General features: G+C 57.8%; 16 protein-coding genes and 1 tRNA gene. 3 read left to right on the forward strand and 14 right to left on the reverse strand.

The window, feature by feature from the left end:
* Positions 1-17: 17 nt before the first annotated feature.
* The 3 genes from gcvT to GPL81_RS07565 all read left to right on the forward strand — a co-directional run bounded on the left by gcvT (position 18) and on the right by GPL81_RS07565 (position 2,341).
* The gene (gcvT, locus tag GPL81_RS07555) at positions 18-1,142 is read left to right on the forward strand and encodes a glycine cleavage system aminomethyltransferase GcvT (RefSeq protein ID WP_160106252.1); all 1,125 of its coding nucleotides are present in this window, start codon (positions 18-20) and stop codon (positions 1,140-1,142) included.
* Positions 1,143-1,545: 403 nt separating this feature from the next.
* Entirely contained in the window at positions 1,546-1,758 is a 213-nt protein-coding gene (locus GPL81_RS07560; protein WP_007977299.1) for a cold-shock protein, read from the forward strand.
* 94 nt (positions 1,759-1,852) lie between these two features.
* Positions 1,853-2,341 carry an RDD family protein gene (locus GPL81_RS07565; protein WP_160106253.1) on the forward strand — a complete coding sequence of 163 codons (489 nt, stop codon included), beginning with the start codon at positions 1,853-1,855 and terminating at the stop codon, positions 2,339-2,341.
* 131 nt (positions 2,342-2,472) lie between these two features.
* Here the strand turns inward: GPL81_RS07565 and nadA are convergent, their stop codons facing one another.
* The 14 genes from nadA to ruvC form a co-directional block, all read right to left on the reverse strand.
* Positions 2,473-3,531 (reverse strand): quinolinate synthase NadA, encoded by a 1,059-nt coding sequence (gene nadA, locus GPL81_RS07570; RefSeq protein WP_096509351.1) that lies wholly within the window; start codon positions 3,529-3,531, stop codon positions 2,473-2,475.
* Between the two features lie 272 nt (positions 3,532-3,803).
* Positions 3,804-3,879, reverse strand: a tRNA-Lys gene (locus GPL81_RS07575).
* A gap of 63 nt (positions 3,880-3,942) precedes the next feature.
* A complete protein-coding gene (gene queC / locus GPL81_RS07580) occupies positions 3,943-4,635 on the reverse strand; it encodes a 7-cyano-7-deazaguanine synthase QueC (RefSeq protein WP_096509350.1) in 693 nt (230 codons plus the stop codon).
* Position 4,636: 1 nt separating this feature from the next.
* Positions 4,637-5,284: a 7-carboxy-7-deazaguanine synthase QueE gene (gene queE / locus GPL81_RS07585; RefSeq protein ID WP_096509349.1), complete on the reverse strand. Its 648-nt coding sequence runs from the start codon at positions 5,282-5,284 to the stop codon at positions 4,637-4,639.
* Positions 5,285-5,450: 166 nt separating this feature from the next.
* Positions 5,451-6,290, reverse strand: coding sequence for a tol-pal system protein YbgF (gene ybgF, locus GPL81_RS07590; RefSeq protein WP_160106255.1), 840 nt, complete (start codon positions 6,288-6,290; stop codon positions 5,451-5,453).
* A gap of 6 nt (positions 6,291-6,296) precedes the next feature.
* Positions 6,297-6,794 (reverse strand): peptidoglycan-associated lipoprotein Pal, encoded by a 498-nt coding sequence (pal, locus tag GPL81_RS07595; protein ID WP_003178634.1) that lies wholly within the window; start codon positions 6,792-6,794, stop codon positions 6,297-6,299.
* 52 nt (positions 6,795-6,846) lie between these two features.
* Positions 6,847-8,127 (reverse strand): Tol-Pal system beta propeller repeat protein TolB, encoded by a 1,281-nt coding sequence (gene tolB, locus GPL81_RS07600; protein ID WP_172901656.1) that lies wholly within the window; start codon positions 8,125-8,127, stop codon positions 6,847-6,849.
* 17 nt (positions 8,128-8,144) lie between these two features.
* Entirely contained in the window at positions 8,145-9,224 is a 1,080-nt protein-coding gene (tolA, locus tag GPL81_RS07605; protein WP_096509346.1) for a cell envelope integrity protein TolA, read from the reverse strand.
* Positions 9,224-9,676 carry a protein TolR gene (tolR, locus tag GPL81_RS07610; RefSeq protein WP_172901655.1) on the reverse strand — a complete coding sequence of 151 codons (453 nt, stop codon included), beginning with the start codon at positions 9,674-9,676 and terminating at the stop codon, positions 9,224-9,226. Before tolR ends, tolA begins: the two co-directional genes overlap by 1 nt.
* Before the next feature lie 23 nt (positions 9,677-9,699).
* Positions 9,700-10,395 (reverse strand): protein TolQ, encoded by a 696-nt coding sequence (gene tolQ / locus GPL81_RS07615; RefSeq protein ID WP_060539647.1) that lies wholly within the window; start codon positions 10,393-10,395, stop codon positions 9,700-9,702.
* A complete protein-coding gene (gene ybgC / locus GPL81_RS07620) occupies positions 10,385-10,852 on the reverse strand; it encodes a tol-pal system-associated acyl-CoA thioesterase (RefSeq protein WP_095193174.1) in 468 nt (155 codons plus the stop codon). Before ybgC ends, tolQ begins: the two co-directional genes overlap by 11 nt.
* A gap of 127 nt (positions 10,853-10,979) precedes the next feature.
* On the reverse strand, positions 10,980-12,041 hold the full coding sequence (gene ruvB, locus GPL81_RS07625; RefSeq protein WP_096509344.1) for a Holliday junction branch migration DNA helicase RuvB: 1,062 nt from the start codon (positions 12,039-12,041) through the stop codon (positions 10,980-10,982).
* The gene (gene ruvA, locus GPL81_RS07630; RefSeq protein ID WP_096509343.1) at positions 12,042-12,650 is read right to left on the reverse strand and encodes a Holliday junction branch migration protein RuvA; all 609 of its coding nucleotides are present in this window, start codon (positions 12,648-12,650) and stop codon (positions 12,042-12,044) included.
* Positions 12,651-12,764: 114 nt separating this feature from the next.
* Entirely contained in the window at positions 12,765-13,289 is a 525-nt protein-coding gene (gene ruvC, locus GPL81_RS07635; RefSeq protein WP_096509342.1) for a crossover junction endodeoxyribonuclease RuvC, read from the reverse strand.
* Between the last annotated feature and the right edge of the window lie 20 nt (positions 13,290-13,309).

Consider the following 13,309-nt stretch of genomic DNA (forward strand, 5'->3'; position numbering starts at 1 on the left):
TTTTTCAGGAGCTGAATATGTCCACCGAACAACTGTTGAAAACCCCATTGCACGCACTGCACATCGAACTGGGCGCGCGCATGGTGCCCTTCGCCGGCTATGACATGCCCGTGCAATACCCGTTGGGCGTGATGAAAGAGCACCAGCACACCCGTGATCAGGCCGGGTTGTTCGATGTTTCGCACATGGGCCAGATCCGCCTGACCGGCGCCAATGCCGCCAAGGCCCTGGAAACCCTGGTACCGGTGGATATCATTGACCTGCCGGTGGGCATGCAGCGCTACGCAATGTTCACCAACGAAACCGGCGGCATCCTCGACGACCTGATGGTTGCCAACCTGGGTAACGACGAACTGTTCCTGGTGGTCAACGCGGCTTGCAAGGATCAGGACCTGGCGCATCTGCGCAAACACATTGGCGAACAATGCACGATCGAGCCGCTGTTCGAAGAGCGCGCCCTGCTCGCCCTGCAAGGTCCGGCGGCGGTCACTGTGCTGGCACGCCTGGCACCGGACGTGGCGAAGATGACGTTCATGCAGTTCGCTCGCGTGAAACTGCTGGGTGTGGACTGCTTTGTCAGCCGCTCGGGCTACACCGGTGAAGACGGTTTTGAAATCTCCGTGCCGGCCGCCAGCGCCGAAGCCCTTGCCCGCGCCCTGCTGGCGGAGCCGGAAGTCGAAGCCATTGGCCTGGGCGCGCGCGACTCGCTGCGCCTGGAAGCCGGCCTGTGCCTCTACGGCCACGACATGAACACCGACACCACCCCGATCGAAGCCAGCCTGCTGTGGGCCCTCTCCAAGCCACGTCGTGCCGATGGCGCGCGTGCTGGGGGCTTCCCGGGCGCTGAAAGCGTATTCGCCCAGCAGCAGGGCGGTGTCAGTCGCAAGCGCGTCGGCCTTCTGCCACAGGAACGCACCCCGGTGCGTGAAGGTGCCGAGATCGTCAACGAAGCGGGCGAGATCATCGGAAGCGTCTGCAGCGGCGGTTTCGGGCCGACCTTGGGCGGTCCTTTGGCGATGGGTTACCTCGACAGCGCTTATATCGCTCTCGACACACCGGTATGGGCAATTGTTCGTGGGAAAAAGGTTCCTTTGCTTGTAAGCAAAATGCCATTTGTTCCACAACGCTACTATCGCGGCTGATTGACTGTTCCTATAAGTAACGCGGTTGCGTTAACAGTGCACTAATGTGTAACGCAACCGCCATAAAAGAGTGCATTGTTTGGCTCTAAGCTTCGATTATGAACTTTGCTTATAACGTTCGAAAACAATTGAACAAGCGTATCGAATAAGCAGCCACCATGGGCCGACAAACTGCCAGCAACCTGAGGAAATCCGGGGCTTGGCAGGGGCTTGTTTTTTCTCCCATAGTTGGCGTAGAGTTTGTTCACTGTGTTTGCATGGGTCGCTTGGAATCGTGACCTGGGCAGTAGCCTACAAGTTAGCTACATCCCGTTCGACGTCTTCTTACTCTCCTGCAACCAGCCCCAGTACTCTTTCATGAGAAGGAGACTGTCATTAATTTTAGCGTCAAAGGAAATAAGAAATGTCCCAACGTCAGAGCGGTACCGTCAAGTGGTTTAACGACGAGAAAGGTTTTGGTTTTATCACTCCAGAAAGCGGTCCGGATCTGTTCGTACATTTCCGCGCTATTCAGGGCAACGGTTTCAAGAGCCTGAAAGAAGGCCAGAAAGTGACCTTCATCGCCGTGCAAGGCCAGAAAGGCATGCAGGCTGACGAAGTACAAGCAGAAGCCTAATCTTCTGTTACGAAAAAGCCCCTGATGCTGACATCAGGGGCTTTTTTGTGCGCGCAAATCCGTAAAATGGTTTCTTTTTTCGCCGAGAGCCGCCATGTCGAAACACCTGCTTAACCCCCAGGGCGAATTTCCTGCCGCTGGCCTGGGTCGTCGTCTGGCCGCGATGTTCTATGACTTCCTGCTGTGCACCGCCCTGCTGATCGTCACCAGCGGCATTTACAAAATGATCCAGATGGCAATCATCGGCGAAGACAAAATGCGCACGCTCACAGAGGCCGGGGCGCTCGATGGCGACCCGCTACTCTCGACGGTGCTTCTGTTCGTGCTGTTTGGCTTTTTCGCCAAATTCTGGACCTGGTCCGGCCAGACCCTGGGCATGCAGGTCTGGTGCATCCGTGTGCAGAACGCCGACGGCTCCTCCATCAGCCTGTGGCAAGCGCTGTTGCGTTTCGTGGTGTCGATCGCCTCGCTACTGTGCGTTGGCCTGGGGTTCTTCTGGTCGCTGTTCGACAAGCAGAACCGCAGCTGGCACGACATGTATTCCAACACGCAGCTTGTTCGCATCCCAAAGAAGACCAAGTAATTCAGCCGTACAAAAATCACTGTGGGAGCGAGCCTGCTCGCGATGATGGCTTATCAGTCAACACGCATGTGACTGACAGACCGCTATCGCGAGTAGGCTCGCTCCCACAGTTTGCTACTCGCTGACAAATCTCAGGCGTTACCCGCCAACTTCATCCGTGCAGCCTGGGTAAAGTCCAGCATGCGCTTGAGCGGTCGAATCGCCTGAGGAACCAGCGCAGGATCGACAAAGATCTCATTCGCCCCCTCCTTCAAGCTCTTGAGCGTGCGCTCAAGGGTGTTCATCGCCATCCACGGACAGTGCGCGCAACTGCGGCATGCGGCACCGTTACCGGCCGTAGGCGCTTCGATAAACACCTTGTCCGGGCACAACTGCTGCATCTTGTAGAAAATGCCGCGGTCGGTGGCGACGATCAGGGTCTTGTTCGGCAGACTCTGCGCCGCCGCAATGAGCTGACTGGTGGAGCCGACAGCGTCTGCCAGTTCGATCACGGATGTCGGCGATTCCGGGTGCACCAGGATCGCGGCATCGGGATACAGCGCCTTCATGTCTTCGAGCTGCTTGGACTTGAACTCTTCGTGAACGATGCAGGCACCGTCCCACAGCAGCATGTCGGCACCGGTCTGGCGTTGAATGTAGGTGCCCAGATGCTTGTCCGGCCCCCAGATAATGGTTTCGCCGTTATCCATCAGGCTTTCGACGATCTCCAGCGCGCAGCTCGAAGTCACCACCCAATCCGCCCGTGCCTTCACCGCCGCCGACGTATTGGCATAGACCACCACCGTGCGCTCGGGATGCTGGTCGCAGAACGCGGAAAACTCGTCGACCGGGCAACCCAGGTCCAACGAGCACGTCGCCTCCAGCGTCGGCATCAGGATGCGTTTTTCGGGATTGAGGATCTTGGCGGTTTCGCCCATGAACTTCACACCGGCGACCACCACGGTCTTGGCCGGATGTGCATTACCGAAGCGGGCCATCTCCAGCGAGTCGGAGACGCAACCACCGGTTTCTTCGGCCAGGGCCTGAATGATCGGATCGCAATAGAAGTGGGCGACCAGCACCGCGTCTTGAGCCTTGAGCTCGGCAGCGATGGCGGCGCGGTAATAGGCCTCTTCGTCGGCTGTCAGCGGCTTGGGCTGCTTGGCGTCGAGGTGGGCTTGAACCAGAAGGCGTTCGGAAATCTGCGTCATGTTCGCAAGACCTGCAGGCGCATTCGCGCGAAAGTCGAGTATACACCCGGCTCCGGACCCATCAGGGTACCGCCGGGAAAGTGAGTATTCATCAGGCACGGACAGCGTTGAAGCTGCGCAAGGCTACAGAATATCCCGTGGATGCAAAAGATGATTCTGACCTGTGTCGTGCAGTGCTGCCCAAGAACCGGGCGGAGTTAAATCGCGGGCAAAAAAAAATCCGGAAATCCTCACTTTCGTGGGCCTTCCAGACTTTTAAAACAGCTTGAAAATGGTGGGTCGTGTGGGATTCGAACCTACGACCAATTGGTTAAAAGCCAACTGCTCTACCAACTGAGCTAACGACCCGCTGTGTGGTGGCGCGTATAATACTGATTTTTAAGGACTATTCAACACCTATTTTGAAATAAATCAAAAATAAGGTGTTGGGTCGCTGATTCCGGCCGCCGCAAAGCCTTCAGCACGCAGACGGCAGCTATCGCATTTGCCGCAGGCACGGCCGTTATCGTCGGCCTGATAGCAGGAAACGGTCAGGCCGTAATTGACCCCAAGCTTCACACCTGCCTGAACGATCTGCGCCTTGCTGAGGTTTTGCAGCGGTGCCTGGATACGGAAGCCATTGCCTTCCACACCCGCTTTGGTCGCCAGATTCGCCATGCGCTCGAACGACTCGATGAATTCGGGACGGCAGTCCGGGTAGCCGGAGTAATCCACGGCATTGACGCCGATGAAGATGTCCCGTGCGCCCAGCACTTCAGCCCAGCCGAGTGCCAGGGACAGGAATACCGTGTTGCGCGCAGGCACATAAGTGACCGGAATGCCCTCACCCAACTCTTCCGGAATATCGATGCTGCTATCAGTCAGCGCCGAGCCCCCCATTCCGTTCAGGTTGAGGCCGATTACCTTGTGTTCCACGACACCCAAGTCACGGGCAACACGTTCGGCAGCGTACAGTTCGGCGTGAGAACGCTGACCATAATCGAAGCTCATGGTGTAGCAGCTGTAACCTTCGGCACGTGCCATGGCGACGACAGTGGCCGAATCCAGGCCACCGGACAGCAGGATGACCGCACGTTTTTCCGCAGTGTTCAGTTGTTCCGTCATTTCAGCGCCCCGGCTCATCATTCCAAAGATATTTATGCAGCTGCAGTTGCAAACGTACTGGCAGGTTGTCCGCTACCACCCAGTCGGCCAGATCCCGAGCATTGAGGTCGTGATGGCTTGGCGAGAACAGAACCTCACCAGCGCGCTGGTCCAGACCATATTGAATCAGCTTGGAAACAGACCAGTCATAGTCTTCCCGCGAGCAGATGACAAATTTCACCTGATCGTTGGGCGTGAGCAGTTCAATGTTTTCGTAACGATTGCGATGCGCTTCTTTAGAGCCCGGGGTTTTCAGGTCGACGACGCGACTGACCCGAGGATCTACAGCCGATATATCGAGCGAACCACTGGTTTCCAGCGACACTTCGTAACCGGCATCACACAACCGCTTGAGCAAAGGAATGGCATTGGGTTGCGCCAGGGGCTCGCCGCCCGTAACGCAGACATAACGCGGGCGGAATCCGGCCACTTGCTCGAGGATATCGTCGAGCGTGCGAATGGTCCCGCCGGTGAACGCGTAGGCGCTGTCGCAGTATTGGCAACGCAACGGGCAACCGGTCAGGCGCACAAAAACCGTGGGCAGGCCGGCAGTCCGAGTTTCACCCTGCAACGAGTAGAAAACTTCGGTGATTCTCAATGTGTCTTGCATAGTCGCCACGGGCGTAACAGCTAAACAGGCTGTCCGCCTCCGTCAGGCACTTCAAGGAACCCCGGCAATGCGCAGATCCCAAAAAGCGTGTTTCAGAAAAAGGGTGTGAATTCTAACGAAAAAACCCGCGACAAGCGCGGGTTTCTTTGAAACGGGTCAAGCAGGCTTACATTTTCTGCAGATCGCGCTGGGCCAACTGAGCGGCGGAAGTGCCCGGATATTGGGAAACCACCTGCTGCAAAATGCCTTTGACCCGGTCGGTATGACCGAGGCGACGCTCTACATCAGCGAGCTTGTACAGCGAATCAGGCACCTTGGCGTGCTTGGGATAGAGCTGCGAAACCTTGGCAAATGCCTGACCTGCACCTTGCAGATCGCCTTTGGCCAGGTTCACTTCGCCCAACCAGTACTGGGCATTGCCCGCGTATTGGCTATTCGGGTATTTGCGCAGGAATGCGGAGAAAGCCTGGCTGGCCTTGTCGAAATCCTTGGCTTTGATCAGGTCGAAGGCAGCGTCGTAATAGAGCTTTTCCTTCGCCGGGTCAGCCGGTTCGCTACCCGCGGCAGGTGCCTGAGCGGCTGCCGCCCCCGCGGCTGCGCCTGCTGCTGCACCAGGGGCATTCAATTCGCCACCGGTGGAAGAATTTTCTGGAGTCGCGGCTGGTGCAACGCCCGATCCTATGCGCCGATCAAGATCCTGATATCGCTCCAGGTTCTCTTGCTTCATGCGCGCTACATCATTTTGCAGAACTTCGATCGCACCTTGCTGGCGCTCGATTTGTTGCTGCATTGATTGCAGTTGGTTGAACAGCTCGCCCTGTGCCGAGACAGGGGCCGAAACCCCTCCCCCGGCATAGGCGCCGTTCGTACCGTAACCCGCAGGCGGATAACTACTCCCGCTATTGTTATAGCCGGAGTTGTCCTCGACCACAGGAACCGCAGCCCACACCGCAAGCGGTGCGAGACTGAGAGCCAAAACAGTTACAGCACGACGGCACGTTCGCATGACGAATTACTTACGCAGTTCGACGCGACGGTTTTGAGCCCAGGACTGCTCGTCGTTGCCGGTAGCAACTGGACGCTCTTCGCCGTAGGAAACCAGTTCCAGCTGAGCTGGGGAAACACCTTGCAGTACCAGGTAGCGCTGAACGGCTTTCGCACGACGCTCGCCCAGTGCCATGTTGTACTCACGAGTACCACGTTCGTCGGTGTTGCCTTCCAGAACAACGCGAGCGCCGTTTGCTTTCAGGTCTTTGGCGTGAACGTCCAGAGCGCGCATGGCTTCTGGCTTCAGGTCCGAACTGTCGTATTCGAAGTAGAAAGTGGTGATAGCGCGCAGTGCAGCTTCTTCGCTCAGGGAGCCGTCAACTGCACCAGTGTTTGCGCCGTAACCAGCGTTTGGATCTACTGCGCCTTCACCGGCATTGTCGCCGCCTTTGGACGAGCAACCTACAGCTACAGCCATGGCGAGAGCCAGCGCAGCAAATTTACCAAACTTCAGCATTTCCATCGTGAAACTCCTAATGAACCCCAGTGTGTTAAGTAAAACGTATAGCGCCGCGTCAGTTCAGGAAAGGGGACCAGGAAGGTTCTCTGACTTCGCCTTGTGCGGTAGGAAGTGGGAGCCTTACGCGTCCATTGATGGACACGAGCATCAAGACTCCCCGGCCCTGCTGGCGGGTGGCGTAGATTACCATGGTGCCGTTGGGCGCAACAGTAGGCGACTCGTCCAGAGTGCTATCAGTGAGGATCTTTACACTACCGCGCTGCAAATCCTGAGCCGCCACTTTGAAATTGGTAAAACCGTCCTGGCGGTGAATCATCACCAGGGTCTTTTCGTCCGCCGACAACTTGGGGTTGGCGTTGTAGTTACCGACGAAAGTTACTCGCTCGGCACCGCCGCCACCGACGCTGGTTTTATAGATCTGCGGTTTGCCGCCACGGTCTGACGTGAAGTAGATGGTCGAGCCATCCTTGCCCCAGAACGGTTCGGTGTTGATACCAGGACCGTTGGTGACACGGGTGATCTGACGCGAACCGAGGTTCATGACATAGATGTCCGGGTTGCCGTCTTTCGACAGCACGAACGCCAGGCGATTGCCGTCCGGCGACCAGGCTGGCGCGCCGTTCAGGCCTTCGAAGTTAGTAATCTGTTCACGGCGACCGGTATCGATGTTCTGCATGAACACCCGTGGACGCTTCTGTTCGAACGAAACGTAGGCGATGCGCTTGCCATCCGGCGCGAAACGTGGCGACAGGATCGGCTCGCGCGATTGCAGCAGGGTCACGGCACGGGCACCGTCATAGTCGGAACGTTGCAGCGTGTAGCGAGTGTTCTTCTCGGAGAAACGCTCGGCTGTCACGTACAGCAGGCGAGTCGAAAACGCACCTTTGATACCGGTGAGTTTTTCGAACGACTGGTCGGCGATGTAGTGCGACATGTCGCGCAATTGATCGACGCCACCCGACACACTGCCGGTCAGCACTTGCTGCTCGGTAGCGACGTTGAACAGTGCATATTGCACCTGCAGGCGACCGCCCGCAGGAACAATGCTGCCCACCATGACGTACTGGGCGCCCAGCGCCTTGAAGTCACGGAAGATGATTTCGCTGGCCTGGCTTGGCTGGCTGATCATGTTCTGCTTTGGAATCGGCGAGTAGTAACCCGAGTTGCGTAGGTCGTTACCGATGATTTCAGCCATGTCATCCGGCAACACGCTGCCGCCCTGATTGCCGAATGGCACGACTGCAATCGGGGTGGCCCGATCACTGCCGCTGGTGACCAGAATGTTTTTCTCATCTGCCATCGCGATCCCTGCCATGCAGCAGATCACGACGAGCATTCCTCGAAGGAGGTTTCTCACGGGGCTAGATCCTCAGGTGTGAATGTCATCTTGAATGAACGATACGGAGCAAAATCGCTCGGCTTCATTCCCTGCATTTCTGTCAAACGTCCAATATTCTTCACTGCCGCTACGGCTGAAGCGTCAAACGGACCGTCGCCACTGGACTTGAGCACCTTGACCGAAGTCACCGTACCGTCCGGCAACATTCCGATTTGCAGCTGAACCGTCATGCCTTTGCGGGCCGAAGGTGGACGAGCCCAGCCTTCCGCTGCACGTAGTCGAATCAGGTCATCGAAACTGCCGGCGACTTCGTCACCTCGCTCATCGGCCAAGGCCTGCTGACGCTGCGGCGTGTCGGAAAGCAAATCTGCCAGGGCCTGAGCCTTTTTGTCTTCGGCGGACTTTTTCGCCGCGTCCTGCGATTTCTTCTTCGCAGCATCGGCAGCAGCTTTCTTCTTCGCTTCTTCGGCGACTTTCTTCTTCGCCTCCTCAGCTTCAGCTTTCTTCTTGGCGTCTTCCGCGGCTTTCTTCTTCGCGTCTTCGACGATCTTTTTCTTCGCTTCTTCAGCGGCCGCTTTCTTGGCCTCTTCTTCAGCAGCCTTCTTGGCTTCTTCTTCAGCTTTCTTCTTGGCTATATCAGCCAATTGTTTCTCTTCTGCCTTCTTGGCTTCGGCGGCCTTTTTCGCGTCGTCGGCTTTCTTGGCTTCATCAGCCTTTTTCGCCTCTTCCGCTTTCTTGGACTCGTCGGCCTTCTTGGCTTCCTCGGCCTTTTGAGCCGCTTCTTCTTTCTTTTGTTCCGCAGCCTTCACCGCTTCCTGCTCGACCTTCTTTTGTTCCAACTGCTCTTCTTCGGTCTGGCGCGCGGCGGATTTCTTCGCCTCACCCGCAATCTTCTGATTGGTCTGGGTGGTTGCCTGACTTTTGGACTTCAGCTGGTACAAGGTCGCCTGGACAATCGGCTTGGCCGGCGGCAGCTCCGGTGTGAAGGCAAAACTGACGAACAGCATGCCAAACACCAGCACGTGCAAGCCAATCGCCCAGACACTAGGCCAGAAGTAGCTTTCCGAGGCGGACGGCTCTCGCTGTTGCTGCATCAGGGCGCCTCGGTAATCAAGCCAACATTACCGACCCCGGCTTTCTGCAACCCGCCCATGGCACCCATGACCGCTCCGTAGTCGACGCTCTTGTCGCCACGAATGAAGACCTGGGTACGCTTGCCGCCTTCGTTGCCGGCGCGAATGATCTTGGTCACCGCGTCGGTCATCTGCGGCAGGGTCATGGCGCGATCTTGTTGCTTCTCTGTGTCGACTTCGCTGCCAAGGTTCCAGTAGTAGGTCTTGTCAGCCTTGATCGAAATGGTCAGGACCTGGGTGTTGTTGTCCTGCGGCAAGGCTTCGCTGGAAACCTTCGGCAGATCAACTTTCACGCCCTGATTGAGCATCGGCGCGGTCACCATGAAGATGACCAGCAGCACCAACATCACGTCGATGTAAGGCACCACGTTCATCTCGGCGACCGGCTTGCGCTTGTGTCGAGCTCGAGCGATTAAAGCCATTGGAAATTACCTGCTTATTCTTCGCTGGTGTGCACTTTGCGGTGCAGGATCGCCTGGAATTCGTCGGCGAAGGTGTAGTAACGGCTCAGCAGGGTTTCGCTGCGAGCAGAGAAGCGGTTGTAAGCGATAACGGCCGGGATGGCGGCGAACAGGCCGATCGCGGTGGCGATCAGGGCTTCGGCGATACCTGGCGCCACAGTGGCCAGGGTCGCTTGCTGGGCAGTCGCCAGACCGCGGAAGGAGTTCATGATGCCCCAGACGGTACCAAACAGACCGATGTACGGACTGACAGAGCCGACGGTGGCCAGGAACGGCAGGCTCTGCTCGAGCTTTTCTTCTTCGCGGGAAATGGCTACGCGCATGGCACGGGCAACGCCTTCCATGACCGCTTCCGGGTCAACACCTGGCTGCTGGCGCAGACGGGAAAATTCCTTGAAGCCGGCACGGAAGATCTGCTCGACGCCCGAATCCGGGTCCGGGTTGCTCCCAGCCTGACGGTAGAGTTTGGACAGATCGATGCCCGACCAGAAGCGCTCTTCAAAGCTCTCCAGGGCACGTCGACCGGCACGTATCAGATTGCTGCGCTGAAAGATCATGATCCATGAGGTCACCGATGCGGCTACCAGGGTCAGCATTACCAGTTGCACCACGATACTGGCATTGCTGACCAGGCTCCACATGGAGGAATGGTCGACGACGTTAGCTTCCACGCTTTATCTCCTGCTTTGAGTGTGTACCCGCGCCGCTCACGTCGGCGAAGGCCGCTCGTAGAGCTTCGGGAATGGCCCGGGGTTTTAAACTTTCAGTGCGCACACAGGCCACCAGAAACTGCCCTTCACAGAGCAGTGCATTATCCGTAGCCCGCCTGACCTGCTGCTTGAAGCGCAGGCTGGCCCGGTTCAATTCGATTACTTCAGCGCTTACCAGCAGCTCGTCGTCCAGTCGCGCCGGCGCGTGGTAGCGCGCTTCGCTGGAATGCACGACGAACAACAGGTCCTCCCCTGCCAGCTGCGATTGGGCAAAGCCCAGCTCTCGGAGCCGCTCGGTTCGAGCCCGTTCCATAAACTTGAGGTAATTGACGTAATACACGATGCCGCCCGCATCGGTGTCCTCGTAATAAACGCGACAACGATGTGCGAAAGGCTCAAGCCCGTTTTGCGCGCGCATACTCTAGTGCTTACTCCTCGGGTTGCCAATCCGGCCAGGCAACTGTTTTTCATTGTTCTGCGGCTTTCTCGCAAAAGTACGGTCCTGGGACAGCACAATGCCCGAAAAGTCAGCGCGCAAAAGTTAATTAATCGTCCACGGCATCGAGAAACTCGTCTACCACGGGCATCTCGCCCAATCGTGACGGAATGTTTAAACCGAAGTGCAGGTACGCATGCCGTGTCACCACTCGCCCTCGCGGGGTGCGCATGATGTAGCCCTGCTGGATCAGATAGGGTTCCAGCACATCTTCAATGGTGTGGCGCTCTTCGCTGATGGCTGCGGCGAGACTGTCGACCCCGACCGGCCCGCCATCGAATTTCTCGATCATGGTCAGTAGCAGACGACGGTCCTGGTGATCAAAGCCACGCTCATCGACATCCAGCAGATTCAGGGCCAGATCGGCAATCGGCTTGGTGATATGGCCTTTGGCGCGAACTTCGGCAAAGTCTCGCACCCGGCGCAGCAAGCGGTTGGCGATCCGCGGGGTACCACGGGCACGCCGGGCGATTTCGAAAGCGCCTTCCGGGTCCAGTGGCAATCCGAGAATGCTCGCCGAACGGCTGACAATCGTCGACAGATCGGCGTTGCTGTAGAACTCCAGGCGCTGGACGATCCCGAAACGGTCACGCAGCGGATTGGTCAGCATCCCCGCCCGCGTGGTGGCGCCGACCAGTGTGAATGGCGGCAAATCGAGCTTGATCGAACGCGCGGCCGGCCCTTCGCCGATCATGATGTCGAGCTGGAAGTCCTCCATGGCCGGGTACAGCACCTCTTCGACAATCGGCGAAAGGCGATGAATTTCATCGATAAACAGCACGTCATGCGGCTCGAGATTGGTCAGCAACGCCGCCAGATCACCCGGGCGCTCGAGGACCGGCCCCGAAGTGCTTTTGATCGAGACACCCATTTCCTGGGCGATGATGTTGGCCAGGGTGGTTTTACCCAATCCCGGAGGACCGAAAATCAAGGTGTGGTCCAGGGACTCGTTGCGCCCCCGGGCAGCCTGGATGAACAACTCCATTTGCTCGCGAACCGTCGGCTGGCCAATGTATTCGGCCAGGCTGACAGGACGAATCGCCCGGTCCTGGACTTCCTCGCGGTCACGGGGAGCACCCGTGGCGGCGATCAGACGATCAGCTTCAATCACTTAGATCATTCCCTTCAGGGCGCGACGAATCATGTCTTCACTGCTCAAGCCTTTCTCCTTGATCGCGGAAATCGCCTTGCTGGCTTCCTGCGGCTTGTAGCCCAGGGAAATCAGCGCGCTGACCGCATCGTTCTCGGCGGTATTGACCGGCGCAGGCCCGTCCGGCTGGTTCGGCACCAAGGCAAACATGGCTGGTACTGTTTCCCACGCCTTGAAGCGATCCTTGAGCTCCACCAACAGGCGTTCGGCGGTTTTCTTGCCCACGCCCGGTACCTTGGTCAGCGCCGAAGTGTCCTGGGATTGCACGCAACGAACCAGTTCGTCGACTTCAAGGCTCGACATCAAGGCCAGGGCCAGTTTCGGCCCCACACCATTGAGACGGATCAACTCGCGAAAAAAGTCTCGCTCGCGCTTGCCGGCGAAGCCATAGAGTAACTGCGCGTCTTCGCGCACGACCAAATGGGTATGCAATGTCAGCGGCTCACCGACCGACGGCAAGCGATAAAGCGTGGTCATGGGCACTTCAAGCTCATACCCCAGGCCGTTTACATCCAGAATCAGGTGCGGCGGCTGTTTCTCAGCCAGTGTGCCGCGCAAGCGTCCAATCACGTTACAGATCCTTGAGCGTTGGCCAGCACAAGGCCGGCGACTGACAGAGCAGGGATTGCGCGCCGACAAAACAGGCGCAAATCCCTCACCTCCTAAAATTGACTGCCGATGCTATCAGAGACGCAAGCGTCCGCCACGACTGCGTGCCGAACCCAGACCATGGGGTAACAGACTGGAACGGGTGTGGGCATGGCAAATGGCAATGGCCAGGGCGTCCGAGGCATCGATTTGCGGTTTGCTGGTCAGTTTCAGCATGTGCATGACCATCATTTGCACTTGTTCCTTGTTGGCGGCACCCGTGCCAACCACCGCCTGCTTGACCTGCGTCGCGGTGTACTCGGCAATCTCCAGGCTTTCCTCCGCACCCGCCACGATGGCGGCACCGCGGGCCTGCCCCAGTTTCAGGGCGGAATCGGCGTTGCGCGCCATGAACACCTTTTCGATACCCATGGTCACAGGCTTGTAGGTCTGAATGATCTCCCGCACCCCGCGATAGACAATCTGCAAGCGCTCATGCAGCTCACCGGCACCGGTGCGAATGCAACCGGAAGCCACGTACTCGCAGCCACGACCGGTATCGCGTACCACGCCATAACCGGTGATGCGCGAACCGGGGTCGATACCAAGAATTAAAGTCATAACGCCTGCAACGCTGATGC

Source organism: Pseudomonas izuensis, from assembly GCF_009861505.1.
Lineage (GTDB): Bacteria > Pseudomonadota > Gammaproteobacteria > Pseudomonadales > Pseudomonadaceae > Aquipseudomonas > Aquipseudomonas izuensis.

Excerpts from the sequence above, each read along its gene's own strand:
- gcvT (WP_160106252.1), top strand. The coding sequence starts at position 18 with ATGTCCACCGAACAACTGTTGAAAACCCCATTGCACGCACTGCACATC.
- GPL81_RS07560 (WP_007977299.1), top strand. The coding sequence starts at position 1,546 with ATGTCCCAACGTCAGAGCGGTACCGTCAAGTGGTTTAACGACGAGAAA.
- GPL81_RS07565 (WP_160106253.1), top strand. The coding sequence starts at position 1,853 with ATGTCGAAACACCTGCTTAACCCCCAGGGCGAATTTCCTGCCGCTGGC.
- nadA (WP_096509351.1), bottom strand. The coding sequence starts at position 3,531 with ATGACGCAGATTTCCGAACGCCTTCTGGTTCAAGCCCACCTCGACGCC.
- queC (WP_096509350.1), bottom strand. The coding sequence starts at position 4,635 with ATGACGGAACAACTGAACACTGCGGAAAAACGTGCGGTCATCCTGCTG.
- queE (WP_096509349.1), bottom strand. The coding sequence starts at position 5,284 with ATGCAAGACACATTGAGAATCACCGAAGTTTTCTACTCGTTGCAGGGT.
- ybgF (WP_160106255.1), bottom strand. The coding sequence starts at position 6,290 with ATGCGAACGTGCCGTCGTGCTGTAACTGTTTTGGCTCTCAGTCTCGCA.
- pal (WP_003178634.1), bottom strand. The coding sequence starts at position 6,794 with ATGGAAATGCTGAAGTTTGGTAAATTTGCTGCGCTGGCTCTCGCCATG.
- tolB (WP_172901656.1), bottom strand. The coding sequence starts at position 8,127 with ATGCTCGTCGTGATCTGCTGCATGGCAGGGATCGCGATGGCAGATGAG.
- tolA (WP_096509346.1), bottom strand. The coding sequence starts at position 9,224 with ATGCAGCAACAGCGAGAGCCGTCCGCCTCGGAAAGCTACTTCTGGCCT.
- ybgC (WP_095193174.1), bottom strand. The coding sequence starts at position 10,852 with ATGCGCGCGCAAAACGGGCTTGAGCCTTTCGCACATCGTTGTCGCGTT.
- ruvC (WP_096509342.1), bottom strand. The coding sequence starts at position 13,289 with ATGACTTTAATTCTTGGTATCGACCCCGGTTCGCGCATCACCGGTTAT.